25 protein-coding genes, 1 tRNA gene and 1 pseudogene are annotated in these 25,303 nt (G+C 66.5%); 8 read left to right on the plus strand and 19 right to left on the minus strand.

The genetic code is table 11. From position 1 onward, the window contains the following. Positions 1-53: 53 nt before the first annotated feature. The gene (locus tag ACQPW1_RS43030) at positions 54-842 is read right to left on the minus strand and encodes a serine hydrolase (protein WP_433659143.1); all 789 of its coding nucleotides are present in this window, start codon (positions 840-842) and stop codon (positions 54-56) included. 159 nt (positions 843-1,001) lie between these two features. Between ACQPW1_RS43030 and ACQPW1_RS43035 the strand changes: the two genes are divergently transcribed. Next, a complete protein-coding gene (locus ACQPW1_RS43035) occupies positions 1,002-1,547 on the plus strand; it encodes a hypothetical protein (protein WP_433659145.1) in 546 nt (181 codons plus the stop codon). Positions 1,548-1,559: 12 nt separating this feature from the next. Here the strand turns inward: ACQPW1_RS43035 and ACQPW1_RS43040 are convergent, their stop codons facing one another. Then, positions 1,560-2,894 carry an aspartate aminotransferase family protein gene (locus tag ACQPW1_RS43040; protein WP_433659147.1) on the minus strand — a complete coding sequence of 445 codons (1,335 nt, stop codon included), beginning with the start codon at positions 2,892-2,894 and terminating at the stop codon, positions 1,560-1,562. A gap of 86 nt (positions 2,895-2,980) precedes the next feature. Here ACQPW1_RS43040 and ACQPW1_RS43045 point away from each other — a divergent pair, with 86 nt between their 5' ends. Both ACQPW1_RS43045 and ACQPW1_RS43050 read left to right on the plus strand, forming a co-directional pair. Further along, on the plus strand, positions 2,981-3,892 hold the full coding sequence (locus ACQPW1_RS43045) for a LysR family transcriptional regulator (RefSeq protein ID WP_433659149.1): 912 nt from the start codon (positions 2,981-2,983) through the stop codon (positions 3,890-3,892). A 363-nt stretch (positions 3,893-4,255) separates the two neighbouring features. Continuing rightward, positions 4,256-4,984, plus strand: a complete 729-nt coding sequence (locus ACQPW1_RS43050) for a C40 family peptidase (protein WP_433659151.1) — start codon at positions 4,256-4,258, stop codon at positions 4,982-4,984. A gap of 36 nt (positions 4,985-5,020) precedes the next feature. Here the strand turns inward: ACQPW1_RS43050 and ACQPW1_RS43055 are convergent, their stop codons facing one another. The 6 genes from ACQPW1_RS43055 to ACQPW1_RS43080 form a co-directional block, all read right to left on the minus strand. Continuing rightward, positions 5,021-5,194, minus strand: a complete 174-nt coding sequence (locus ACQPW1_RS43055; RefSeq protein WP_433659153.1) for a hypothetical protein — start codon at positions 5,192-5,194, stop codon at positions 5,021-5,023. A gap of 37 nt (positions 5,195-5,231) precedes the next feature. Then, positions 5,232-6,605: an aldehyde dehydrogenase family protein gene (locus ACQPW1_RS43060; RefSeq protein ID WP_433659154.1), complete on the minus strand. Its 1,374-nt coding sequence runs from the start codon at positions 6,603-6,605 to the stop codon at positions 5,232-5,234. Continuing rightward, positions 6,605-7,687: a phenazine antibiotic biosynthesis protein gene (locus tag ACQPW1_RS43065; protein ID WP_433659156.1), complete on the minus strand. Its 1,083-nt coding sequence runs from the start codon at positions 7,685-7,687 to the stop codon at positions 6,605-6,607. Before ACQPW1_RS43065 ends, ACQPW1_RS43060 begins: the two co-directional genes overlap by 1 nt. A gap of 265 nt (positions 7,688-7,952) precedes the next feature. Further along, entirely contained in the window at positions 7,953-8,699 is a 747-nt protein-coding gene (locus ACQPW1_RS43070) for a glutamine amidotransferase (protein ID WP_433659158.1), read from the minus strand. A 248-nt stretch (positions 8,700-8,947) separates the two neighbouring features. Continuing rightward, complete coding sequence (locus tag ACQPW1_RS43075) at positions 8,948-10,036, minus strand: epoxide hydrolase family protein (protein ID WP_433659160.1); 1,089 nt, start codon at positions 10,034-10,036, stop codon at positions 8,948-8,950. Positions 10,037-10,076: 40 nt separating this feature from the next. Then, positions 10,077-11,012 carry a serine hydrolase gene (locus ACQPW1_RS43080; protein ID WP_433659162.1) on the minus strand — a complete coding sequence of 312 codons (936 nt, stop codon included), beginning with the start codon at positions 11,010-11,012 and terminating at the stop codon, positions 10,077-10,079. Positions 11,013-11,390: 378 nt separating this feature from the next. On the opposite strand from ACQPW1_RS43080, the gene ACQPW1_RS43085 reads away from it, so the two are divergent. Beyond that, a complete protein-coding gene (locus ACQPW1_RS43085) occupies positions 11,391-11,870 on the plus strand; it encodes a hypothetical protein (RefSeq protein WP_433659164.1) in 480 nt (159 codons plus the stop codon). Positions 11,871-11,949: 79 nt separating this feature from the next. Further along, positions 11,950-13,539: an AMP-binding protein gene (locus ACQPW1_RS43090; RefSeq protein ID WP_433665501.1), complete on the plus strand. Its 1,590-nt coding sequence runs from the start codon at positions 11,950-11,952 to the stop codon at positions 13,537-13,539. A 76-nt stretch (positions 13,540-13,615) separates the two neighbouring features. Here ACQPW1_RS43090 and ACQPW1_RS43095 read toward each other — a convergent pair whose 3' ends face one another. The 3 genes from ACQPW1_RS43095 to ACQPW1_RS43105 form a co-directional block, all read right to left on the minus strand. Next, the gene (locus ACQPW1_RS43095; protein ID WP_433659166.1) at positions 13,616-14,041 is read right to left on the minus strand and encodes a hypothetical protein; all 426 of its coding nucleotides are present in this window, start codon (positions 14,039-14,041) and stop codon (positions 13,616-13,618) included. Positions 14,042-14,107: 66 nt separating this feature from the next. Then, a complete protein-coding gene (locus ACQPW1_RS43100) occupies positions 14,108-14,371 on the minus strand; it encodes a hypothetical protein (protein WP_433659168.1) in 264 nt (87 codons plus the stop codon). Positions 14,372-14,895: 524 nt separating this feature from the next. Next, positions 14,896-15,636: a helix-turn-helix transcriptional regulator gene (locus tag ACQPW1_RS43105; RefSeq protein ID WP_433659170.1), complete on the minus strand. Its 741-nt coding sequence runs from the start codon at positions 15,634-15,636 to the stop codon at positions 14,896-14,898. A gap of 154 nt (positions 15,637-15,790) precedes the next feature. On the opposite strand from ACQPW1_RS43105, the gene ACQPW1_RS43110 reads away from it, so the two are divergent. Together ACQPW1_RS43110 and ACQPW1_RS43115 are read left to right on the plus strand one after the other, a co-directional pair. Then, entirely contained in the window at positions 15,791-16,003 is a 213-nt protein-coding gene (locus ACQPW1_RS43110) for a hypothetical protein (RefSeq protein ID WP_433659172.1), read from the plus strand. Between the two features lie 405 nt (positions 16,004-16,408). Next, positions 16,409-16,666, plus strand: a pseudogene (locus ACQPW1_RS43115) (tyrosine-type recombinase/integrase); the annotation flags it as partial. 7 nt (positions 16,667-16,673) lie between these two features. Here ACQPW1_RS43115 and ACQPW1_RS43120 read toward each other — a convergent pair. The 4 genes from ACQPW1_RS43120 to ACQPW1_RS43135 form a co-directional block, all read right to left on the minus strand. Continuing rightward, positions 16,674-16,747 (minus strand) — tRNA-Leu (locus tag ACQPW1_RS43120). Between the two features lie 151 nt (positions 16,748-16,898). Next, on the minus strand, positions 16,899-17,816 hold the full coding sequence (locus ACQPW1_RS43125; protein ID WP_433659174.1) for a ribonuclease Z: 918 nt from the start codon (positions 17,814-17,816) through the stop codon (positions 16,899-16,901). Between the two features lie 121 nt (positions 17,817-17,937). Then, positions 17,938-19,437: an amino acid permease gene (locus ACQPW1_RS43130; RefSeq protein ID WP_433659176.1), complete on the minus strand. Its 1,500-nt coding sequence runs from the start codon at positions 19,435-19,437 to the stop codon at positions 17,938-17,940. A gap of 54 nt (positions 19,438-19,491) precedes the next feature. Further along, entirely contained in the window at positions 19,492-20,958 is a 1,467-nt protein-coding gene (locus tag ACQPW1_RS43135) for a peptide MFS transporter (RefSeq protein WP_433659177.1), read from the minus strand. Between the two features lie 172 nt (positions 20,959-21,130). Here ACQPW1_RS43135 and ACQPW1_RS43140 point away from each other — a divergent pair, with 172 nt between their 5' ends. Further along, positions 21,131-21,586, plus strand: a complete 456-nt coding sequence (locus ACQPW1_RS43140; RefSeq protein WP_433659179.1) for an SRPBCC family protein — start codon at positions 21,131-21,133, stop codon at positions 21,584-21,586. Between the two features lie 11 nt (positions 21,587-21,597). On the opposite strand, the gene ACQPW1_RS43145 is transcribed toward ACQPW1_RS43140, so the two are convergent. The 4 genes from ACQPW1_RS43145 to eno all read right to left on the minus strand — a co-directional run bounded on the left by ACQPW1_RS43145 (position 21,598) and on the right by eno (position 25,199). Further along, positions 21,598-22,545 carry an exopolyphosphatase gene (locus ACQPW1_RS43145; protein WP_433659181.1) on the minus strand — a complete coding sequence of 316 codons (948 nt, stop codon included), beginning with the start codon at positions 22,543-22,545 and terminating at the stop codon, positions 21,598-21,600. After that, positions 22,542-23,078 (minus strand): DUF501 domain-containing protein, encoded by a 537-nt coding sequence (locus ACQPW1_RS43150; protein WP_433659183.1) that lies wholly within the window; start codon positions 23,076-23,078, stop codon positions 22,542-22,544. The genes ACQPW1_RS43145 and ACQPW1_RS43150 overlap by 4 nt, the downstream gene beginning before the upstream one ends. Before the next feature lie 73 nt (positions 23,079-23,151). Then, positions 23,152-23,820 (minus strand): FtsB family cell division protein, encoded by a 669-nt coding sequence (locus tag ACQPW1_RS43155; RefSeq protein ID WP_433659185.1) that lies wholly within the window; start codon positions 23,818-23,820, stop codon positions 23,152-23,154. A 92-nt stretch (positions 23,821-23,912) separates the two neighbouring features. Next, entirely contained in the window at positions 23,913-25,199 is a 1,287-nt protein-coding gene (eno, locus tag ACQPW1_RS43160) for a phosphopyruvate hydratase (RefSeq protein ID WP_433659187.1), read from the minus strand. Between the last annotated feature and the right edge of the window lie 104 nt (positions 25,200-25,303).

Genomic DNA, 25,303 nt, shown 5'->3' on the forward strand with positions numbered 1-25,303 from the left:
AACTGCAAAATTTCAGACAGTGCAATATTCTGTGATTGCGCTCACCCTGGGCGCTAGCGGATGCCCGGCGTTGCCGGGTCGGGGCCGAGGCAGCCGAGGATGAAGCAGCCGGGCGGCCAATCGCCGAAGGGCGGCGCGAGCGGCTTGCCGAGACACTCGAACGGTCCACAGCCGGGGTAGGCGTATGGGCCGATGCCGACCGCGCCGAAGGTGGCGTCCGGATTCGAGATCATCGGGTCGGCGAGGCTGATATCCGGTTGCTGCACATAGGGTCCGGGGTCCGGGAGCAATGGCGTGCGGAAGGCGGCCACGATGCCGCGGAGCACGTCGTGCGGAAAGCTCACCGCGCCACCGGGCACGGTCACGCCGGTCCAGCTGACCAGCAGACCGAGGCTCGGCACGATGAAGTTGTCCTGGCGCATCATGCCGCCCATCTTCACCGCGTCCGGCGGCAGTCCGGGGAGCTCGACGGTGCAACCGGGTCCGTTCACCACGAAGAGGAAGCCGTAGCACTGGTTGGTCGGCGTCGATCGGCTGGCCTGCTCGAGGTACCCGGCGGAGATGACCCGATTCCCCTGCCAGTTCCCATGATTGGTGATCAGCAGGCCGAGCTTGGCGAAATCGTCGGGCGGCATGACCAGGTGCGCGTATCCGTAGGTGTTGCCGCTACGATCCCGGCCCCAGTGGTAGTCGGCACGCCGAATACCCAACGGGTCGAACAGCTTTCGCTGGGCATAGGCCTGGAAGTCCATGCCGACGGCCTGCTGCACGACATACACGAGCAGATCGACCGCCCGCTGACTGTATTTCCACTCCACGCCCTGCGGTTTCTCGATCGGCATCGCCTTGCGCGAGTACCTGAATCGGCCGAAACCGGCCGATCAGAAGGAGAGCCGCGGCAGCGGAACCTCGACCTGGACCGCGGTGCCGCGAGCCGGCGACGACGGCTGGGTTGTCTGCCGCCCCACCGCCAGCTGGTGCTGACCGAAAGAGAGAACTCGATGAACACGGCAACGCTGCCGAAAACCCCATCCCTACGACGCACCTCCCTGGCACTGCTCGCCGTGGCCACAGTGGCGGGCGGCCTCACCTTCGGCGCCGGCCCCGCCGCGGCCGAGGCGCGGACCAGCGCGGCGGGCATCGGCGCCCACTGCCTCTGGGCGGGTACCGGCTACCCGCAGGGCGCGTCCGTCGCCGCGGGTGGCCAGACCTTCCGCTGCGACACCGACCGCGGCGTGGCGTCCTGGTCGCGCGGCCCCGCCGACGGCAGGCCGAGCACCGTCCCCAACCCCGGCGCCTACACCAACCCCACCGGCCTGTTCAGCGCAGGCGCACGGCAGCCAGGCACCGGCTACAACGACTACTGCGTCGGCAGCCAGCTCATCGACGGCACCGAGGACGTCTACCAGGTGGTCGCGGCCCGCGACGGGCAGCTGCTCTGGAAGGCCGCCGCACCGATCGCGCAGTGGACCTTCGACGCCGATGCCGCCCGCCCCGGCCCGTCCGGGCGCACCGCGAGCCTCTGCATCGACGGCAACCTGACCTGACTCAGGCCGTCGTCACAGCCGCGCGGCCGCGTCACCGATCGCCTCGTCGAGAATGGCCAGACCGAGGGACAGTTCGTCCTCGGTGGCGGTCAGCGGCGGGGCGATGCGGAAGACACCACCCATGCCGGGCAGCTGCACGATATTCATGTGCAGGCCCAACTCCAGGCAACGGCGGGTGACCAGCGCGCCGAGCTCGTCCGAGCCCTGCTTGGTCGCGCGGTCGACGACGAGCTCCAGTCCGGCGAGCAGGCCGCGCCCACGAATGTCCCCGACGACGTTGTGCCGCTCGGCAATTCGCTTTAGGCCACGGCGCAAGAAGGCACCGAGCTCCGCGGCCCGCGCGTCGAGGCTGTCCCGGATGAGCACATCGAGCACGGTGTTGCCGACGGCGGCGACCAGCGGGTCGGCCACATGGGTGGTGAAGAACAGGTACCCGCGGTCGTGCGCCTCCTGCTCGATCTCGGCGCTGGTGAGCACGGCCGCCAACGGCAGTCCGGCGCCGAGCGTCTTCGATAGCGTGAGGATGTCCGGCACGATGCCGTCGCGCTCGAACGCGTACCAGGATCCGGTGCGGCACAGGCCGGTCTGGGCTTCATCGAGGATCAGCAGCATGCCGCGTTCGCGGCACTTCTCCTGCAGCGCGGCGAAGTAGCCGAGCGGCGGTTCGACGACCCCGCCGGAGCTGAGGATCGGCTCGACGATGCAGGCGGCCAGGCTGCCGACCGACTGCGCGTCGATCAGATCGAACGAGAAGTCCAGCTGCCGACGCCAGTCGAGTTCGCCTGCGTCCGTGGTGAAGTCGGGCCGATAGGCGTGCGGCGCCGGGATGGCGAAGTTGCCCGGCGCGGCGGGCCCGTACCCCTTGCGGCCCGCGCTGTAGGTCGCGCTCGCGGCGGCCTGGGTCATACCGTGCCAGGAGCTGGCGAACGAGACGATCTCGTGTTTGCCGGTGACCAGCTTGGCCATCCGGATCGCCGCCTCGTTCGACTCGGCGCCGGTGGTCAGCAGCAGCGCCTTTTCCAGCGGCTCGGGCAACGTGCCCGCCAGCCTGCGGGCGAGATCGACGACCGGGCGGCTGAGCATGCCGCTGAACAGGTGGTCGAGCTCGCCGACCTGGCGGCGGACCGTCGCGACGATGTCCGGGTGCGAGTGCCCGAGGATCGCGCTCATCTGTCCAGAGGTGAAATCCAAGATCTCCCTGCCACTTTCGGTGTACAGGAAGCTCCCGGCGGCGCGGGTGATGATCTCGGGGGTGAAGGTGCCCGCGCCCGCGTAGCGCACGAGGTGGCGGTCGGCGTCGGCCCAGAAGTCGTCGGTGGACTGCGGCGTGAAGGTTGGGGAAGCCATGTTTCGACGGTAAGGGTGGTGCGAGCGTCACGTCCATCTCACAATTCCGGCTGTGCTGTTCGGCTCAGCCGAACAATAATCGAACGATGCTGAACCCTTGGCGGCTGCGTCTGCTCAGCCAGCTCGATTCCCTCGGGACCGTGCGGGCGGTCGCGCAGGCGGTGAACATGAGCGCGTCCAGCGTGTCCCAGCAGCTCGCGGTGCTGGAGGCGGAAACCCACACGCAGCTGCTGGAACGCACCGGCCGCCGAGTCCGGCTCACCCCGGCCGGGCTGATCCTGGCTCGGCGCGCCAGGGCGATCCTCGATCACATGGGCACCGTCGAGGCGGAGCTGCGCAGCCTCGGCGGCGAACCGGCCGGGCTGGTCCGGCTCGGCGCCTTTCAAAGCGCCATCCACTCGCTATGTGTGCCCGCCGTGACGCGACTCGCGCACAGCAACCCACACCTCGATATCACGTTGCACGAGCTGGAACCGCACGAGAGCATGCGCGCGCTGCGCGTCGGCGACGTCGACATCATCATCACCACAACCGATTTCGTCGAGCAGCCACTCGGCCCGGACATCGATATCGTGCCGCTGGCCGCCGATCCGGTCGTGCTCGTGCTGCCGCCGGACCGGGCCGCCCGCGGACCCGCCGACCTGGCCGCGTACGCCGACGAGCCGTGGGCCTTCGATAGACCGAAGTCCTACATGGCGAATCTGGCGACCCGGCTCTGTCGCGAATCGGGGTTCGAGCCACGAATCGTCTGCCGTTTCAGCAATTACATGATGGCGCTGCAACATGTCGAAGCCGGGTTATCGATCACGCTGCTGCCCGGGCTCGCCATTGATCCGCGCTATAACGTCGCGACCAGGGAGCTGACGAGTCCGGTTACCCGCACGATCACCGCTGTTATCCGGCGCGGTGCACCGCCGCGCGCGGCCGTCAATGTGGTGCTCGATGCCCTGCGCAGACACGGCGATCTACCGGGCGCGACCGCACCGATCGACTCCTGAAAACACTCGAACGAAAGCAGATCACCCGCCGAAAGTTCGCCGACGAGCAGTAATTAGCCTGCCGTACGGGCCGCTGGAGGTGGAATTTCCGCTGGATTGAAAGGGCCTGTTTACACAGGTCAACGGCAGTTTTCAATAGGTAATAGACATTTAGTTACCGTTTCGTTATTACTTTACAGTGTGTCGGAATTTTGTTCGAACCCGTTTGTGTCGAAGGATGGGAAATCGGATCCGCTTGGACTGACAGATCACCGTGATGTTCTCGAATCTTATTCGGAGACTTGGTGACGTCCGGTGCGCTAGCAGGTATGGCGCCGCATGGCCGAGCCAAGGCCTTCGAATTGACCATCGGAGGACTTGATCATGGCATCGAAGACCGACGACGACGTCCGAAGTACCCGCTCGCTGCGCCGAGTGTTCTGGTGGACACTTGCCGCAGGCGCAGCATTCTCCGGCGCTCTCCTGTTCTCCGCCGCGGAGGCATCGGCGCAGACAGTGACCGTCCCCGGCCTCGGCGCAATCGAGGTACCGAACGAAATCTCGCTTCCCCCGGGGCTTCCCGGCATCATTGCCTCGGCTCCACAGCAGGAGAGCGCGCCATCCGCTGCTCCCTCCCGAGCCGAATTCTCCGCTCCCGGAATCGCATTCGCGCTGCCCGACATTCCGGGCCTCGAATACTCGACTCTGGCAGGCATTCCCGGCATCAAGCTGCCGAATCCCCTGCACCCCCAGGTCGCACCGATGAAGACCACCGGCGACGTCGCTGTCGAGGCCGCCCGCGCCAAAATCGGTGCAGGCTACGGCACTTCGGCCGGGCCGGACGTCTTCGACTGCTCGGGCCTGGTCCAGTGGTCCTACGAGCAGGCGGGCGTCTCGGTCCCACGCACCAGCTACGACCAGCTCGCCGCCGGAACCCCGGTGTCCCAAGAGGATCTGCGCCCCGGCGACCTGGTCTCGTTCTACGGCGGCGGCCACTCCGCGCTCTACGCGGGCGACGGCAAGGTCATTCACGCCTCGACCTACGGCACGGGTGTCGTGGAGTCCCCGATGTCGTCGATGCCCTTCGCCGGAGCTTGCCGATTCCGGAACTAGCTGAGCCCTTCCGGACACAGGCAATCGCTGCGCGAATCAGTCGCTTTCAGTCGCTTCGGCCGCGGGTGTGGACGCGGCCGGACCGGCTATCCGGATCACCCCGGCATCCAGGTCGAGGGCGAGACGGGGACTGTGCGACTGGCCGTCGCTGTCCTCGCTGCCGTCGTCGCTCAGCTTCTTACCCGGAAATAGTTCGCCCATGACGCCCATGAACTCCACGATAGCCCTGCACGGGTAACCGCCCGCGCTACGTCTCGGAACGGATCATCCCCTTGGTCCGCATGAGGTGTTCGCCGAGGTAGCCGTCGTGGGGTATGCCGGGTCGCAGCCAGGTGGTGGCGTTGTCGCCGAGGTAGAGGTTGGTGATCGACGGCTCGTTCAACAGCTCGTCGATCAGTTCACGCCGGGTGGTCATCGCGGTGAGCACCAGCGAATCCCGCAGCGGCGCAACGCCTTCCTCCGGCCGCCACGGTCCGACCCAGACGCACGGGAACGGGAGCTCGACATTGAGCTGCGGGGCGGCGCTGTCCGCGACGAGATGGACCGCGGGCCGGAGCACCGCGCCGCCGGAGGGCAGCTCGTCGACGATGGTGTCGCCGCCGAGGAACGCGCGGGCGTCGCCGGCGACGGTATGCAGATAGCGATCGACCGCCTGCGCGGACTCGACGGGTTGCACGGTGAGAATCGCCGCTGGATCACCTGGTGGGAGGCTCGGGATCGAGCTCAGTTTCTCCGCGAGTGCCCGTGCGAGGGGCTCGGGATCGCCCTCGACGAGGATCGCGGTGGCGCAGGTACACGCGGTCCCGCCGAGGTGGCTGACCGATCCCGCGAGCAGGTCGAGCTTCGCGCGCCAGTCGACGTCCGCGGTCACCAGGATCTTCGAGCGGCCCGGGCCCTGGGTCAGCACCCGCGGATTGGCGGCGTACTTGTCGACCACGTCCTGGCCGCCGTACACGATGGCGAAGTCGGATTCGGCGATGATCACGTCGGCGGCGGCGTAGTCGGTCGGCAGCAGTGTCACGATGTCCGGCGGGAAGCCCGCCTCGCGCAGCGCGCTGACCAGCCGGAAGGCCGTGAACGGCTCGCGGGCCGAAGGGCGGACCGCCACTTTGTATCCCATCGCGAGCGCCTCGGGCCACAGCCCGTGCACGGCAGGCGTATTGCCCGCGGCGTGCACGGCGAACAGATCTCCCTTACGCGTCCAAACGGCTGATCCCGCGAGGGTTTGCGGATCGCGCCAGTCCCCCACCGCGCCGCGCGGCATCGCCAGCTCGAGCGTCGAGCGCAGCGACCGGAGCACATCGGTGACCCACTCGATCGACTGCTGGACCACGCCGAGCGGCACACCCGATGCGGTCGATACGAGTTGCGCGTAGTCCGCGGGGCCGAGACCGCCGATACTCGCGCTCGCGAACAACTCGGCGGCCTTCTCCAACGCCGCGAGCCGTTCGGCACCGGGTAGTACCGGCGCCTTGCGCATCGCGGCCAGGGTTCGCCGCACGTATATCGGTGGGACCTGGCTTATCTCACCGATCTGAGCACCGGCCAGCGAGGCCAGCGGTTTGCGCTCGCGGGAGCGATACGCGCCGGAGGGTCCAAGGGCGTCGAGATAGACGAACATCAGTACACGCCTTCGATCACGGAGTTGTCGTCGAAGACCTGGACCGGTCCGACGTCGGCGACCGCACAGCCGAGCGCGCCGGGTAGCGGTTCGACCTTGGTTGCCAGGTCGCGTTCGAGATTGTTCGGCAGCAGTGCGTATTTGGTGAGGTGGTTCATCACGACCTGACCGCGTTCGCCGAATTCCACGTCGGCGCCGGTGTCGGGGTCCACTACGCGGAAAACGATGTATGGGCTCGGGGCGTCGAATACCGGCAAGCCGTCGGGTCGCTCGTCGCGACGTTCCCGCGACATCCCGAGAATGGTGGTACTGCCGTAGAGGCCCTTGAGTGGAATGCCGGGAAAGACCTCTCGGCGGAAGATATCTCGCGAATCGGCGTCCATGTGCGCGCCGCTCCAGCAGATGAATTCGACCTGCTTGCGAATGGCCTCGACCAGGTCGGCCCGACGCGCAATGCGTTCGAGCAACGGCGGTGTCGTGATCAGAATGCCGACGGACTGGGTGGTCAGAATATCGGCCGCCTGATCGATCAGGTGCTCGGCGTATCTATCCGCTTCCTCGGCATCACCGCGGGCGAGTATCCGCTTGATCCAGCGCGGATCGAGATCGATGGTGAACTTCACCCCGTTGTGCCGCCGCGCGCGGCGAGTCGCGAACTCGCCGAACATGTGTGGTCCGCTCGGCGCGATCGCCAGCGTGTTCATCGTGCCCAGGTCTGCGTAGTGGTATTCGTCCCAGTCGAGCGCGAATTCCATCCAGCGTTCGAACATCACGAACCGCTTCGGCGCGCCGGTGGTGCCGCCGCTTTCGAATATCCCGGCGATCTCGCGGTCCGCGCCTTCGAGCCCGCGCGGCACCAAATCCTGGATGGCGATATCGCGGAACTCGTTGATGACATTCGGAAAGCGGGCCAGGTCGGCGAAGGTGCGGACCTCGGTAAGTGGGTCGAAATCGAGGGTGCGGGCCCGGCGCAGCCAGTAGGGGCTACCGGTCTCGGCGCTGAAGTGCCACTTCATCAATGCGCGGAGATACTCGTCCGGATCGACTGTGGCGGTGGAGATATCGAGAATGGCAGAACACATGCGCCCTCCAGCTGCGGGTATCGAACGATTACAGCTTCCGGCACCCGGCCGGGGGCTAAACCGGATCGGCGGCGAAGGCGATCAAACGATAGGAACCACCCCGTTCGTACACCACGAATATGACTGTGCCCCAATCGAATTCATCCCGTCATCCGCCTACCAAGCGACCGCTTAGACCAGGGATGTGTCCGAGTAGTCCGATTCGCTCTACGCTGGCCGCATGTCTGTTCGACGCTTGGCCACCGCCAGCTGACCGGACAACCGGTCAGCGAAGGTCGCTCCGGTACCTGGTGACGAATCGGCGCAGTATCTCCTTGGGGGAAGTGATGGCTTCCCGGTGACCCAGTGCGGTCAGGTAATCTGCCTCGTCCGGGTCGAAATAGCCCGCATGCCGGTAGGTCTCGATGCGCAGCGCGAGTCCGGCGCCGTCGAGTTCGGGGTGGAACTGGGTCGCGTACACGTGCTGGCCGACCCGAATCATCTGCACCGGGCAGTCGGCCGAGGTGCCGAGCAGCACCGCGTTCGGCGGCACCTCTTGGCAGGCTTCCTTGTGCCCGACGAACGCCCGGAACGCCTGCGGGATGCCGAGCAGCAGTGGATCTTCGCCCGCCTGATCGGTCAATTCGATGGTCTGCGCGCCCGGCGACTCGCCGAACCGGGCGTCGCTCACCGTGCCGCCGAGCACGTCCGCCAGGATGCTCAATCCGTAGCAGGCACCCAGATACGGGAAGTCCCGGCCGACGATCTCGACCAGCAGCTTCTTCAGGCCGGGCTCGAACCGCTGCTGATAGCCGTACTTCTCGGTCTCCGGATTGCCGACATTGCTCGGCCCGCCACCGACGATCACCGCCGAGAAGTCATCGAGCACCAGGTCGGGCAGGCCCTGCTGGTCCATCTGCACCCGCACCACGTCGCCGGCTTCGAGGTTGCCCGCGCGCAGCACGGCAAGGTACTCGTCGTCCGCGGCGGGGCGCTCGGGCCGCAGTTGGAGCAGAAGGCAGGGCTTGGGCATGCACAGATTGTGCAAGATCGGCGCTGCGGAAAGGGGGAGTTGCGTCGATCGGCGTCGAGTCAACGGGCTGTCGATCGATTGAATGACGGTCATACGGCCGATACCTGGCACCGGCGGCGGCTGTCAGGATCATCGGGGTACGACGAGTTCGCGCCGACACGACTGATGCCGAGTACCGAGGGGTTTCATCGGCATTCAGTACGGCAGCCGCAGACCCCCGGTCTGCGGCTGCCAGAGCTCGCGGCTGATCACTCCCGGCAGAGCTGGAAGAACAGCCGCAGGTCGGCGGCGAGCAGCTCCGGCTCCTCCTGGGCGAAGAAGTGCCCGCCCACCGTCGGCTCGCGCCAATGCCGGATGTCGGAGTAGACGCGCTCGGCGAACTCTCGGGGCAGGCCCGCGTCTTCCACGCTCATCGTCACGCCCACCGGCACGTCGACCATCGGCAGTTCCGGTCCGAGGTCGTCGTCGCGGTACGGGCGGAACGAGGTGCCGATCGAGCCGGTCACCCAGTACAGCATCACGGTGGTCAGCAGGTCGTCCTTGCTGAACCGGCGCTCGATCTCGCCCGCGCAGTCGCTCCAGCGCTGGAACTTCTCGATGATCCACGCGGCCAGTCCGGACGGTGAGTCGGTCAGTCCGGCGGCGAGGGTGTCGGGTCTGGTCGCCTGGATGATGCCGTAGCCGTAGTCGTCCGCACCTTTCGTCGCCAGCTGCGCGACGAATGCCTGCTCCGCCGTGGACAATCCGACCCGGCGGCTGGCCGGTGGGAACTTGATGTGGTGGGTGTGGATGCCGATCACCCGGTCCGGATACCGGGCGCCGAGCCAGGTCGACACCCCCGAGCCGATGTCACCGCCGCCCGCGCCGAACCGGTGGTAGCCGAGTTGGGACATGAGCGCGGCCCAGAGGTCGGCGATCGCGGCCTCGGTGGTCGGTCCGGTGAGCGGACCGGAGTAGCCGAAGCCGGGGAGGTCGGGGATGACCAGGTCGAAGCCGTCGGCCAGCAGTGGCACGAGCGGGAGCATTTCGGCGAAGGTGCTCGGCCAGCCGTGGGTGAGGATCAGTGGTACTCGGTCGTCGCCGTCGCCTCGGACGTGCACGAAGTGGATGGGTGTGCCTGCGATGTCGATCAGGAACTGGGGGTGGGCGTTGAGTCGGCGTTCGGCGGCCCGCCAGTCGAAGTCGTTGCGCCAGTATTCGATGAGCTCGCCGAGGTAGGCGGGGTCGGTGCCTGCGGACCATGGTTGGCCCGGGGCGGCGGCGGGCAGTCGAGTGCGGCGCAGCCGGTCGTCGAGATCGTCGAGTACGGACTGAGCGACATCGATAGCGAACCGCATGCTCGAATCTAGCCCGGCCGGCGGCGATCCCGAGCGCTAACTATGGGGGTGGAACTGTGGCACTGGCTTTGTCGTCCTCGGTGCCGAGGTTCCGGGCTTGCCGTTGCTGGTCGACGGTGCCGCGCAAGACGTCGATTCCGGCGGTCAATGCGGAACCTCCTGTGGTCCAATCGATTCCGGCAGGCTGGGAGGTCAGCACGACCACCGCGTATGGAAGTTGGGTCGCGCTCGGTCCGACCAGGCCGGTGGTGTCCAATGTCGTGGAGGTGTCCAGTGACATCCAGCCCTGTTTTACTGCCCAGCTGAGGCCGGTCAAACCGTCCGGGATGCCGAAGTACTGGTCGGTGCCGTCTGCCGAGATCTCGCTGGCATCGCGGAGCGCGCCGACGACGAGGTCTCGGGCCGGCTCGGGGACCGTGCTGGTCAGGAAGCGGTAGATGGTGGCCACATCCCGTGCGGTCGTCAGTGTCTCGCCCCATTGCGTCGGGTCGTCGGGCGGCCGCGTTCCGGTGAGGCCGATCGCGTCGATCATCCGGGTGACGATCGAGTCGCCACCGTTCTCGTCCCACAGGACGTCGGCGATGTTGTCGTCGCTGGCGGACAGCATCGTGTGTATCTGTGCCGCGGTATCCGAATCAGGTTGCCAGCCCTGTTGGTTCAGCGCGTCGAGTGCGATCAGCAGTTTGACCACTGATGCGGTGTAGAACTGCTGGTCGAGGTTCAGTCCGACAAGCACTGTCCCGGAACTGAGGTCGACCACGTCGATCCCGACTTCCGTGCCTGGTGAGACGGACTGGATCGCCGCCTGCATCTGCTGTGCGAGCACCGCGGACGGCGCGACGAGTTGCGGCGTGTGCGGCACGGGTGTCCCGCGAACCGGCGTTATCGCCGGGGCGCCGCCAACTGGTGCCGTAAACCCCTCGTCATGCGCACCGGCAGCGGCCAGCGGCGCCGCCACCAACGCCGATACCGCCACTGCCGCTGCACAACCGGCGGACGCCGCCCCCCACCCCCATATCGATCCCATACCTATTTGAACCATGCCTGGCTGGTGAAACCTCGAGGGGCACTTGGCAATTAGCTGTGAGGCGGTCGTGAGCCCGGAAACCCCTGTCAGCCCCGCCTCAGGGTCGGGGTATCGGGGTAGGTCCGCCCAAAGGATGACACGGGACGCGACCGCTGGCCGATGCCCTCGACGGGGCGACCCGCGCAGAATCGCTGGTGCGGTTGGCGATCACAAGCATTCTGTAGGGAAATTGCTAGCCGCAGACGATTTGATGCACAGGTGCAGGTGACGGGGTGCCTGCGCAGACCGAACTGAGATCGCGATCGACCTGGTGAAATGGAGAAGACAGTGCCCGCGACGTTTCCGAGTTCCGTCACCGTGGCAACACCTGACGCGGTGCAGGACTACCGCCGCCGCGGCTGGACAGTCGCCGAAACGGCCAATGGCGTGTGCCTGATCATCGACGAGCAGATAGCCGCCGTCGAACTCACCGGCGACCTCGCCGCCGGAGTCCGCCGCTACCTGCGCGCCAACAACCTGTCCGGCCCCGTCCTCGAGATTCCCGGCCCCGAGCGCCGCGAAATCCACCTGGTAGTCGGCGTAGCCAAGGCAACCATGGCGATCGAAGCCCTGCGCAACGCAGGCGCCACCGTCCACACCGACGGCGCCGGCATTCCCCTCCCACCCACCCGCCTCGCCAACGGCGCAGCCACCTGGGACATCTCCCCCACCCAGGCCCGCTGGATCCCCCCGGTAGTAGCCCTCGCCGCCGCCGTCCACGCCGCCACCCCATCCCGCACCCGCCGCCTCACCGGGGTGGCCTGCTGAACAGATTTCGGACGGGCCCGACGCAGCCTGGCCGGACCCATGCTCACCGATAATCGTTGGGGTGGCAGACTTTTCAGGCATGGTCGATACCTCGTTGGAAGCTCCCACTCTCGTCTGCGGTGCTCGCGTACGCACTCAGCCCGAAGCTCTGCTTCGGGCAGGTCGGCTTGGGGCGGCGATCTTGGGGGCTGGGGTCGGGCGCGGGGACAAGTGTGTTGCGATGGCTCGCAATGACATCGAGTTTCTCGAGGTTTCGGTTGGTATCGCGTCTACCGGGGGCAATCCGTTGCCGATCAACACTCGATGGACGGCGCGCGAGGTTGCGCATGTGCTCAGTGATGCGCAGGTGCGGTTGATCTTTGCGCACACCGAATTCGTGTCTGTCCTGGAGGCTGCTCGGGAACTGGCTGGTAGTGCGGCTCGTATCGTGGAAATCTCGATGTCTCCTGAGCTGCTTGTCGAGGGCGGATGGGATCTCGGGTTGGCCGAGCCCACCGGTCGCCACGACTTGTTGGAGGACTGGATCGCCGCGCACCCGGAGCCTGTCGGGCATATCGAAGGTGCGATCTCCGAATCGATGGGCGTCATCTATACCTCTGGCACGACGGGCAAGCCCAAAGGTGTTGCGCGGGAGCAGATGACACCGCATCAGCTGTTGAGCATCGCCGGGGCGACTGCCCAGCGGATGGGGCTGGCGCCGGGTGTGCCGATGTTGGTTGCCGGGCCGCTGTACCACACCTCGCCCAATGCGGTCGCGGTGCTCGGGCTGCGGATGGGCGCCGATATCGTGATCATGCCCAAGTGGGAGGCCCGTAAGTTCCTGCAGTTGGTCGATCAGCATCGCATCCGGCAGGTCAAGATCGTGCCCACCATGGTTTCGCGCATTCTGAGCGTGCCCGCCGAAGTACGCGCAACCTATGACCTTTCGAGCCTGACCCACGTCATTCATTCCGCCGCGCCGTGCCCGCCCGCACTCAAGCGGGCCGCCATCGACCTGTTCGGCGACGCGCTCTGGGAGTTCTACGGGTGCAGCGAGGCGGGCACGATCACCTGGATCAGCGCCCCGGAGTGGCTCGACCACCCCGGCAGCGTCGGCCGCGCCACGGACGGCTCGGCCGTGCACATCGGCGACGAGCAGGGCAACGCGCTGCCGGTCGGCGAGATCGGCCGCGTCTGGGTACGCGGCGCCGACTACTGGCCGCGCTTCGAGTACCTCAACCTCGGCGCACCGCACTCTCCGGTCGAGGGCATGCTGTGGGTCGGCGACCTCGGCTACCTGGACGAGGACGGCTTCCTGTATCTGACCGGCCGGGACGCCGAAGTGGTGATCCGCGGCGGCGTGAACATCTACCCCGCCGAGATCGAGAATGCCATCGCCGCCCTGGACGGCGTCGAGGACGTGGCCGTGTTCGGCATACCCGACACCGGCGACCTCGGCGAGATCGTAGCCGCCCACATCCTGCCCCGCCCCGGTACGAGCCTCACCGCCGCCGCGATCCGCGCAGCACTGTCCGACCAACTCGCGCACTACAAGATGCCCACCCGCATCGAAATCGTGCAGTCCCTGCCCCGCGACGACAGCGGCAAGGTCTACAAGCAGCAGCTCCGAAACCGTTACTCCACAGACCTATCCACTGGCGTCCGACAATCCCCCGGTCACACACCGTGAGCTAGCAACAGCCTGCTCGATCGTCAACGGTGGTGACAACTAAGCCTTGCCGTCACAGGACTCAATCAGGCTGTGGTCAGCGGTTATTCGTCCAGCCGTTGTTCAGACGTTCGAAGTATTCGTCGTCTGCGCGCTGAATCTCTTCTTCAGTCGGGTGAGAACGAACGGTAGACGTGGGCTCGCTGTGTGGCCGTGGGAGCTGCCTGCCGAGCCGTGGGTCGGCCTTGGAGAGTAGGTGTTCGACCTTGTCTCTGGCGTCGGCTCGGGCTTTGCGGTGGCAGTCGAGCAGGACCGTGGTGAGCTGGTTGCCGCTCCATCGCATTGCAGCGGGGGCGATTTGGAGGTTGGTGATGTCGCCGTCTGCGTCGACCTCGATGGTGATACCGCGGACTTCGCCGCGACCCCGCACGACAGCGATGGCGCTGGCGAGCTGTGCACTGCTGCGACGGATGTCGGCGAGGTCTTGCTCGAGCTGTCGCTCCCACTCTTGGATATCGGTCATCGCAACCAGGCGCCTTTCTCGGCTGGAACCGAACAGATCAGGGTGTTGCGGAACTGGCCGACCATGTCATTGCTGGCGGTTGATCACTGTGCCAGCGGTGACGATCGGGCGCAGCTCCGCGTCCAGCATGATCGTCGTTTTCCCGGGCCGACCATGAAGTTCGATCGATTTGATCGTCGCGCCCGTGGTCTGGTCGCCGTGGTGGATGGTCACTGCATCGCCGATGCTGACCGGCTCGCCGGAGAGCACACCGGTGACGAATATCCAGTCGGCCCGGCTGGGGAGAAGGTCGACTCGCTCGACAATTATTCGTGACGGTCCGTTGGTCATTGAATGTTCCTCCGCCATAAACCGAGGCGCTGCTGAGCCCCAGCGTCGGTTGTTCGTGGATCAGTACCCATATTCGTGAACCGTTGGCTCTGGCGCTAGTTCGCAACTCGGCGGTCGATGCTCGGATGAGTGTCGCTCTGGAGCGGGCTGTCAGATGGCCTGCGGGTGTGGTGATATCGAGGCGGAATCGCGGTAGGTCGTCCTCGGTGCTGCCGAAGGTGTCGGCTTCCTCGATCAGGATTCTGGGCGATGCACCGGTGTAGGCGCCCAGAATGGTGGCCAGTCGGCACTTGACTGTGCCTGACCGTCCTGCACGGTCCCGGCCCGCTCGCCAGCTGAGCATCGAAGATCTCTCGTGCCCCCAGTCGGACTCGAAACAATTTAGCGCCCCTGGTCGGAGGCTCAAACTCTGCCTCTGCCAGGGTTTTACTTCACGGTGGGTCACGCCGATTCACGGTGTTTCCAGGTCGATTGTGGGCAGATTGTGGGCACCTAGGACATGCGAAGACCCCGCACCGGGAGGGCTATACGTCAGGTGGTCGGTCGTAGGCGTCGATTGCAGCCTTGGACGTCGATGACTCCTGAAGTACCAGTTCCCACGGACCGGAGTTGATCTCGAAGTTCTTGCCGAACCCGACCCACTTACCCGCCATTCGAGCGCCGGTCAGCTCGATCAGCATCTGAATCGCCCCGTGGTAGTAGGCACCGTGGTAGTAGCCGTCCTGCGCGGTGTGCTCCGACCATGTGCCGGTAGCCACATGCCCGTCGACGGTGAGATCCATCTCCATGGCGGACTGCGCCGAGTTCGGCAGGCTTCGCACTGTCAGGCGGTTGTCGTGCTGTAGCACCACGACGTGGTGCACGGCTGTAAACGTCGCGTCTCTGCCACTGCTGTAGTACTCGTACCGGGATAACCAGATCCCGGAATAGTTTCCGGGCGTCCTGGGTCGCCGGGCGTTGAACTGCTCGGGCGAGACTTCACCGATCGGCGAGTCGACCACGGTGCCGTCCTCACCGCCGGACAGGCTTCGGCCTGTCACCACGGCACCAAAGCCCAGAGACTCGATAGGCAGCCGCATGACCTTCTCGAGCGCTCGCGCGTAGGTCGGGTGTGGGTTGGCAGTGAGCCCTGCTTCCCAGCGCTGCACAAGACGTTTGTTGGCGCTGACACATCCGGCGTCCCGGAGTGCCCGTGCTAGGTCGTCCTGGCTCATCAGGCGCGCGTTCCGGGCCGCGCGCAGAGCCGTGTTCGGTGCCGAAACCATGCCGACACCGTAACTCTTTGACGCCTAAATGTCGCCCTGAATAGGGCCGGATTGACACCTGTAGCGACCTCGCATCGGCACGGCAGCGCAGACAGGGTTGATGTTGGCTCCGTAAAGGGGCCGGTAGCCGACAACCCTCCCCAGGAGGACCCTGATGAACAGTCACCGACTGCCGCAGCGGATACGGATCGACTTCGGCAACGGCCCAGCACACCCGGTCGGCTCCTACACCGCCCCGGCCGATGTGATCGTTCGACTTGCGTCGGCCCTGAAGGACTGGAATCCCGACTACCGGGTGACCGTCCAGACGGATACCGCCGAGACGACACCGAGCCTGCCGTGTTGGCGGCTCTGGATATGGAAATGAGCAAGCCACACACCGCCCAGGACTTCGCGGTACTCAGTGTCTTGGCTCCAGGTGGGATGCTCACCGTGGAACAGCTTGCAGCACAAGGCAAACTGACCAGCTGGCAGACACGCGGAGCTGTGTCCCGGCTGCAATCCCGCGGCCTGATTGTGGCCAGCGGTCGGCGGTGGCGGATCACCCCGAGGGGAAACGGAGCCTTCGCAACGAAAGGCGATCGCTTCGCGTGGTGACCCAAGCACGAAATAGCGCCCTGGAAGGTTGTTGCAGGGGGGCGCTTTCTCGTTGCTCAGGCGATCAGGAAGGGATGGATGGAGCCGTCCGAATCTACACACCGCCGGTTGGAATCGTGGTGGCCTTCTGGCCTTGGTACAGCTCGGCACGACAGCGCGGAGAATCGTTCTCACGGTCACGGCGCACGACCTACGCCACACAGCGGCAAGCCTGGCGATCAGTGCCGGGGCCAACGTCGAGGCCGTACAGCGGATGCCAGGCCACGCTTCGGCAGCGATGACGCTGGATGTGTACGCCGATCTATTCGATGACGACCTTGAGGCCGTGGCGCGCAAAATGCAGAAGGTTGTGGGCAAAGGGTGGGCAGAATCGTTGTCCAGGCAGACGACCAAGCCTAAGAAACAGCACGTACCGGCATCTTTAGGCGCATAGCCTCTCGTGCCCCCAGTCGGACTCGAACCGACACTCGATGGATTTTAAGTCCACTGCCTCTGCCAATTGGGCTATGGGGGCGTCCGGGACAGCGTACCGAGTCGTACGGGTGTACCGGAATTCCGACTGTTCAAGCTGTGCAACGTGTCGGCGTCCTCCTGGAGATTGTCGGGCAGTTGACCAAAAGGGTGGCGACGGGACGTGGCGGGAAGGGTGGATCGGCGGTGTTTCGTTATCGCCTGGGCGGCAGCGGGATTCGGGTGAGGTCGGTGGCTATGTGGATGGTGCCGGTGAAGTGCCGGCGGGCTTCGGCGAGGTGCTCGGACAGGTCTCGGTAGCGCTGGGAGAAGTGAGTGAGGACTAGGGTGCGGGCGCGCGCGTCGGCCGCGACACGCGCGGCTTGGCCCGCGGTGAGGTGGCCGTATTCGACGGCGAGGTGGGCGTCGGCGTCGAGGAAGGTGGCCTCGATGACGAGCATGTCGGCGTCGGCGGCGAGTTCGTGGACGCCGTCGCAGCGGCGGGTGTCCATCACGAAGGCGAAGCTCTGGCCGGGACGCGGCTCGCTGACCTCTTCGAGAGTGATGGTGCGACCGGCTATTTCGAGGTAGCCCTGCTGTTGCAGTCGGGTGATGATCGGACCGCTCAGTCCGTAAGCCCGCAGCCGGTCGGGCAGGATGCGGCGTCCGGACGGCTCGGTGAGGCGGTAACCGAAAGTGTCGACGGGGTGGGAGAGCTGAACCGCCGATACCGCGAACGGCGCGCCGGGGAATTCCACCGGACCCGGTCGATCGATTGGGCGAGGGCGTAATTCGGCGCGCTGGTAGTACGAGGTGGCGTTGACGAGTCGGTCGTAATACTCGGCGCCCGAGGCGGGAAAGCACACATCGACCGCGTGCGGCACCTGATCGAGACTGATCCGCTGAACCACACCGGCCAGCCCGAGGCTGTGATCGCCGTGGAAATGCGTGATCGCGATCCGCGTGATGTCGGTGGCCGACACCCCGGCATACGTCATCTGCCGCTGCGTCCCCTCCCCCGGATCGAACAGCACCCCTTCGTCATCCCACCGCAGCAGATACCCATTGTGGTTGCGCTGCTTGGTAGGCACCTGACTGGCAGTCCCGAGGACGACAAGCTCCCGCTGCGACACTATCGCCACGCTACTCTCGCGCCATTCCCCAGCCCGACGCACAAAGCGTGCCCCCGACCAACGGTCGAGAGCACGCTTCGCACATCAATGGCGTGAATGGCGGATGTGCCACTCACCGCACTTACTCCGCGGGAGTGTTGCGTAGCACCGAGTACCGCCGGCTATAGGCGAAGTAGATGATGAAACCGAGAGCCATCCAGACGATGAACCGGATCCAGGTTTCCACCGACAGGTTCAGCATCAGCCAGAAGCACGCGAGGACACCGAGAATCGGGACCACCGGCACCAGCGGAACGCGGAAGCCGCGCGGCAGATCCGGACGGGTGCGGCGCAGGATCAGCACGCCGATCGAGACCAGCACGAACGCGAACAGTGTGCCGATGTTGACCATTTCCTCGAGCGTGCCGAAGTCGACGAAACCGGCGAGCACCGCGCAGACGACGCCGACGATCGCGGTGATCCGCACCGGCGTGCCGTACTTGCTGGTGTGCGCCAGCTTTCGCGGCATCAGCCCGTCGCGCGACATCGCGAACAGCACTCGGGTCTGGCCGAGGAACATCACCATGACCACCGTGGTGAGTCCGGCGAGCGCGCCGACCGAGATGATGTTCTTCACCCAGGTATCGCCGTGAATCGCGAAAGCCGTTGCGAGCGTGGCGTTGTCACCGGACAACTCGGTGTAGGGCACCATGCCGGTGAGCACCAGCGACACCGCGACGTACAGGATGGTGACGATCAGCAGCGAGCCGAGGATGCCGCGCGGCACCGCCTTCTGCGGGTTCTTGGTCTCCTCGGCGGTGGTCGCCACCACGTCGAAGCCGATGAACGCGAAGAACACCAGGCTGGCCGCGGCGAGCAGGCCGTACCAGCCAAAGCTGGTGTGCCCGGCGCCGGTCAGGAAGGAGAACAGCGACTGGCGCAGGCCGTCGCTCGATTCGCTGGGCTGTGACGGCGGAATGTAGGGGGTCAGGTTCTCCGACTTGAAGTAGCTGATGCCGACGATCAGCACGAGCGCGATCACGGCCAGCTTGATCGCGACCGCCACCGCGGATACCCGCGAGGACACCTTGGTTCCGGTCGCCAGCAGCACGCCGAGGATCGCGATCAGCAGCACCGCGCCCCAGTCGAAGGACACCGAGCCGATGTGCACGATCGGCGTCGAACCCATCACCTCGCCGAGGTACTGCGACCAGCCCTTCGCGACGACCGAGGTGGCCAGCGCGAATTCCAGGATCAGGTCCCAGCCGATGATCCACGCGACGAGTTCACCGAAGGTGGCGTAGGAGAACGTGTACGCGCTGCCCGCCACCGGGACCGTCGACGCGAACTCGGCGTAGCAGAGCGCGGTCAGCCCGCAGGCGATCGCGGCGAAGACGAACGCGAGCGAGACCGACGGTCCGGCCACGTTGCCCGCGGTGCGTGCGGTGAGCGTGAAGATGCCCGCGCCGATCACCACCGCGACGCCGAAGACCGTGAGGTCCCACGCGGTCAGGTCCTTGCGGAGTTTCGAGTCCGGCTCGTCGGTGTCCTTGATCGATTGCTCGACGGATTTGGTGCGGAACAGCCCGCCCCATCGAGCCGGGTCCTGTCCCGTCGCGCCGTCCGGCTTGCGGATCGCCACACCTTCTCCTCTACCTCTGATCATGCTGTCGAGCTGTCTACGTCCCGGGGCGCGCTAGTGCACGCCTTCCATGTGCTTGCTGATCCGCGGCGCGATGGCGGCCACGACCAGTCCGGCGCAGACCGCGACGGCGCCGATGATGCCGAAGTAGGCGATTTCGTGGTCTGGGTCATAGAACCGAGCCAAAGTACCCGACATCGACGTGCCGATGCCAACCGAAAAAAAGTACAGCGCCATCATCTGTGCCCGGAAAGCTTCCGGTGCGAGCTGGGTGGTGACCGCAAGACCGATCGGTGAGAGCAGCAACTCCGACACCGCGAAACCGGCCAGCACGGCGACGATGAGCAGGATCGGCACGTGCTGCCCGCTGATGAACGACAGCGGCACGAACAACATGAACGCCAGGCCCATGCCGACCACACCGAGCGCGAATTTGCGCGGCGTACTCGGCGCGCGCGAGCCCAGCTTGGTCCACATGATGGCGAAAAGCGGTGACAGCGAGATGATCCAGACCGGCTCGACCGAGCTGATCCAGTTCGACGGGGCGGTCCAGCCGAAGATGCGCCAGTCGATCCGCTCGTCGGAGTAGACCGAGAGCACCGTGAAGATCTGCTGGAACAGCGACCAGAACACCGCGTTGGCGATGAACAGCGGGATGAACGCGCGCACCCGGCTCCGCTCGACCGGCGTCACCTTGGGGCTGGTCAGCATGACGAAGAAGTAGATGATCGCGGCACCGGCGATGACGCCGGTGGTCGCGTCGGGCAGGTTGTCCAACGTGACGAGGCCGGTCATGAAGACCACGGCAACCAGCACCGCGGCGACGACGAGCACGGCGACCGTCCGGCCGATCTCGCTGCGCGGCAACGGGTTCGGCACGTCGCGGCCGTGCGTGCCGAGATTGCGCCGGAACACCACGTACTGGATGAGGCCGAGCGCCATGCCGATCGCGGCGGCGCCGAACGCGACGTGGAAGCCGAGGTGGTCGTGCAGCAGGCCGGTGAGCAACGGGCCGCTGAACGCGCCGATGTTGATGCCGAGGTAGAAGAGCGTGAAACCGCCGTCGGCGCGCGCGTCGCCCTTCGGATACAGCGTGCCGAGCAACGAGGAGGCATTGGCCTTGAGCGCACCGCTGCCGAGCGCGACCAGCACCAAACCGACGCCCACTCCGGTCAGCCCGGGCAGCACGGCCAGCGCGATATGCCCGGCCATCACCACCACGCCGCCGTAGAAGACCGTCCGTTCCATGCCGAGCAGCCGGTCGGCGATCCAGCCGCCGAGCACGGTGGACAGGTAGACCAGCCCGCCGTAGGCGCCGACGATGCCGACGCCCGTGCTCTTGTCCAGTCCGAGGCCGCCGTCGGTCGACGAGTAGTACAGGTAGTACCCGAGGATGCTGACCATCCCGTAGTACGAGAACCGTTCCCAGAGCTCGACTCCGAAAAGGTTGGTCAACCCGATCGGGTGACCGAAGATGGTCCGTGCGGCGATCGGTGAATCAGCCGTTTTCACTTCCGACATCCTCAGACCTTCCCATGTTTGCGACGATTCTTCGGCATCAACGCCGAAATCTCGAAGATCCTCGCAGCATCGCGCCCGGTTGCGGATCGTGCCAGACTGCATATCGGAGCGTTTCCCCAGGCCCATGTTGGGCATCACCAGAGCCCCGTCAGACGACGAAAGTGACGCACGGATGGATCCGGTAGAAATCACGGTGCCCGCCTCGGTGGCGGATACGTTCGCGGTGCTGGCCGACGGCTGGCTCTACCCGCTCTGGGTGGTCGGCGCCTCCCACATTCGCGATGTCGACCCCGGCTGGCCCGCCGTCGGCACCCGCATCCACCACAGCGTCGGTCCGTGGCCGCTGAACCTGTCCGACACCACGAAGGTGCGCGACGTGGACGAGCCGCGAATGCTCGAGCTGGAGGCCCGGCTGTGGCCGGTGGGCTCGGCATGGATCCGGTTGGAGCTGACCGAGATCACGCCCGCCACCACCCGGATCAGCATGTTCGAACGCGCGATCAGCGGGCCCGCGGCACTGGTACCCGACCTGGTGCAGACGCAACTGCTCGCGCCGCGGAACAAGGAATCACTGTCCAGGCTGGCCGATCTGGTCACCGGCCGAGCGCGCGAAGGCAAGTCCGAATAGGAGGACCGACGTCAGGCGATGGAGAGCGCGATGCCGTCGAGGATGTCGTGTTCGGAGACGACGATCTCGGAAATGCCTGCGCGGCGGGCGAGTTCGTCGGCGAGCACCTCGGCGATGACGCCACCGCCGCCGATCACATCGACGCGGCCGGGGTGCATGGGGCCGAGGGCCGCACGCTCGTCGTGGGTCATGCCGATCAGGCGATCACACACGGCCCGAAGCTGATCCAGCGTGAGCCGGGTGAGATGCACCTTCTCCGAGTCGTATTCGGGGAGGTCGAGCGCGACGGCGGCCAGCGTGGTCATGGTGCCCGCGACGCCGACCCAGGTGTGCGCGCCCTCGACGGGCACGCGGGCAAAGGCTTCGGATAGTCGCTCGGCAGCGAATTCCCTTGCGGCGCCGACCTGTTCGGCGGTCGGCGGGTCGCCCGGCAGGCAGCGTTCGGTGATCCGCACGCAGCCGATGTCGGCGGAGAACGCGGCCTGCACGCCCGCGCTGTCGCCGAAGACCAGCTCGGTCGAGCCGCCACCGAGGTCGACCACGACGAAAGGCCCTGCCTCGCTGGCGAGTTCGCCGATGGCACCGGCGAACGACAGCCGCGCCTCCTCGTCACCGGAGATCACCTCGGCTTCCGCGCCGGGCACCACGGTGCCGAGTTCGGCGCGGGCCATGGCGAAGAAGTCCTCGCGATTGGATGCGTCGCGGGTGGCGGAGGTGGCCGTCATGCGCACCCGGATGACACCCGTCTTCCGCATCAGCGCAACGTAATCGGCCAACGCGACCCTGGTGCGTTCGATCGCCTCGGGCGCCAGCGAACCGGTCGCGTCGACGCCCTGGCCGAGACGCACGATCCGCATCTCGCGGTGCACGTCGGCCAAGGTGCCGTCGTCGCGCACATCGGCGATCAACAGTCGGATGGAGTTGGTCCCGCAATCGACGGCGGCTACCCGGTCAGTCATGCCTGCGCTCCGCTTTCCGGCACGCCGACCCGCTCGTACTTCGGCCAGTCGGCCGGAATCGCGGTGCCGCGCAACCCATTGTCGGCGGCCAGCGCCACCGCCTCGTCGCCGAACGGGTTCACGCCCGGCCCCTTGGCCAGCGCGTGCGCGATCAGCACGTGCAGGCACTTGACCCGCTCCGGCATCCCGCCGCCGGTGAAATCGGTACCGAGCGACTCGATCTCGTTGCGCTCGGCCAGGTAGCTCTGGTGCGCGGCGAGGTAGGCCGCGGCCAATTCCTGGTCGCTGCCGAGCCGTTCGGTCATCTCGCGCATCACGCCCGCGGATTCCTGCCTGCTCGCCTCGGCGGTGAGCCGCGGGTCGGTCAGGTAGTACAGGGTAGGGAACGGCGTGCCGTCGGGCAGGCGGGGCGCGGTTTTCACGACGGCCGGGATCCCGTCCGGGGTGCGATAGGCGACGGCGAGCACGCCGCGCGGTTCGCGGCCGAGCTGCGTGGCGATGATCGCGAGATCCTGGTCGTTCGGTGCTGTCACAGCTTCACCTCGCTGGCGCTCGGTTCCGCTGCGACAGATTGTGCTGTGTCTGTGGTTCCCTCGCTGCGCTCGGTCACTTGGGTCCTTCCGGTCCTGGCGGCGGCGCGACGGGCGGTGCGGGTGGTGCTGCCTTGTCGGCCGCGGGGGCGGGTTGTGGTTCGGAGATGCTGCGCCACAGCTCGGTGTACCAGGGGTCGGGCTCCCGGGACCTGGTCACCGCGGTGGGCGGGGCGGCGGCTTCCATGCCGGGCACCTGCACGATGTAGGGGGTCTCGCCGGGCAGCACCAGCCGGAGCCGGTCGCGGGCCTCGGACCGGATGTAGGCCGGATCCTGTTGCTGCGCACGGCGATCCCGTAGCCGCTGCAGATCGGACTCCAGGTCCTTGCGCTGCTGCGCCAGCTGCGCGGCCTCGGCCCGCTGGGTGAAGTAGGTGCGCATCGGCACGGCCAGGGTGAGCGCCAGCGCGCACACCACGATGGCGAGGATCACCGCCTTGCCGGTGGACAGGCCGAGGATGGTGCGGTCGTGCTTGTCCGAGCCGTGGCCGGTACTGCGCAGGCCGACCTTCTGCGGCTCGGCCTTCTTGTCGTCGGATCGCCTGCGCGCGGTGCGTTTTACCGCGGCGGGCCTGGCGGCCGTCTCCGTATCGGATCCGGCCTTGGGCCGCGAGCTGGCGGAACGCGACGTGCGGCGGTCCCCACGCCCGGCTGGACTGGTTCCACGCGCACGTCGCTCCGTCATAGCGATCCCCTGTATCTAATCTGCGGTGCTCCCGGGGCCCTTCGTGGTTACGCAAGCTACCGCCTCCGGGCCCGTCGCTCGCACCGCGGTCACTAACCCTCGAATGCGAAGCGCGGGAACGCGACGTCGCCGGCGTACCGCGCGGAATCACCGAGTGCGTCCTCGATGCGCAGCAGCTGGTTGTACTTGGCAACCCGCTCACTGCGCGCCGGCGCACCGGTCTTGATCTGGCCGCTGCCCACCGCGACCGCGAGGTCGGCGATGGTGGTGTCCTCGGTCTCGCCGGACCGGTGGCTCATCATCGTCTTGTAGCCGTTGCGGTGCGCGAGCTCCACGGCGTCCAAAGTCTCGGTGAGCGTGCCGATCTGGTTCACCTTCACCAGCAGCGCGTTCGCGGCGCCCTTGGCGATGCCCTCTTCCAGGCGCTCCGGGTTGGTGACGAACAGGTCGTCGCCGACGATCTGGATCTTCTCGCCGATCTCGTCGGTGAGCGAGACCCAGCCGTCCCAGTCGTCCTCCGACAGCGGGTCCTCGAGCGAGACCAGCGGGTAGGAGGCGAGCAGCTCGGCGTAGAACTGGGTCATCTCGGCGGCGCTGCGGACACTGCCCTCGAACTTGTAGCCGCTGCCGGTCGTGTAGAACTCGGTGGCCGCGACGTCCATCGCGAGCGCGACATCGCTGCCGAGCTTCAGGCCGGTCTTGCCGATGGCCACGCTGATCAGGTCGAGCGCCTCACGGGTGCCCGCCACGTCGGGGGCGAAGCCGCCCTCGTCGCCGAGACCGGTGGACAGGCCCTTCGACTTCAGCTCCGCCTTCAGCGCGTGGTACACCTCGGCACCCCAGCGCAGCGCCTCCTTGAAGGTGGGCGCGCCGATCGGGGCGACCATGAACTCCTGGACGTCCACGCTGGTGTCGGCGTGCGCGCCACCGTTGAGGATGTTCATCATCGGCACCGGAAGCACGTGCGCGTTCGGGCCACCGAGGTAGCGGAACAGCTCCAGGCCGGAGGACTCGGCGGCGGCGCGAGCCACCGCGAGCGAGACACCGAGCAGGGCGTTCGCGCCGAGGCGGGACTTGTCCGGGGTGCCGTCCAGGTCGAGCAGCACCTGATCGACGGTGCGCTGTTCGACCGCGTCCAGGCCGATGACGGCGGGCGCGATCTCGTCGAGCACACCCTCGACGGCCTTCTGTACGCCCTTGCCGCCGTAGCGTTCGCCGCCGTCACGCAGCTCGACGGCCTCGTGCTCGCCGGTAGAGGCGCCGGAGGGCACAGCGGCCCGGGTCAGGGTGCCGTCGTCGAGGGCGATCTCGACCTCGACAGTGGGGTTTCCGCGAGAATCCAGGATCTCGCGAGCTCCGACCTGTTCGATGATGGCCACGAAAACGACACTCCTTAGGCTGCAGGCACGGTGGGTATTACGGAAATTGCCGTGCGCTGCGAGCCTAGCGTCCGCTGAGCTGGGCGGGTAACCGGCACTCCGGT

The sequence above is a fragment of the Nocardia sp. CA-128927 genome, from assembly GCF_050955855.1.
Lineage (GTDB): Bacteria > Actinomycetota > Actinomycetes > Mycobacteriales > Mycobacteriaceae > Nocardia.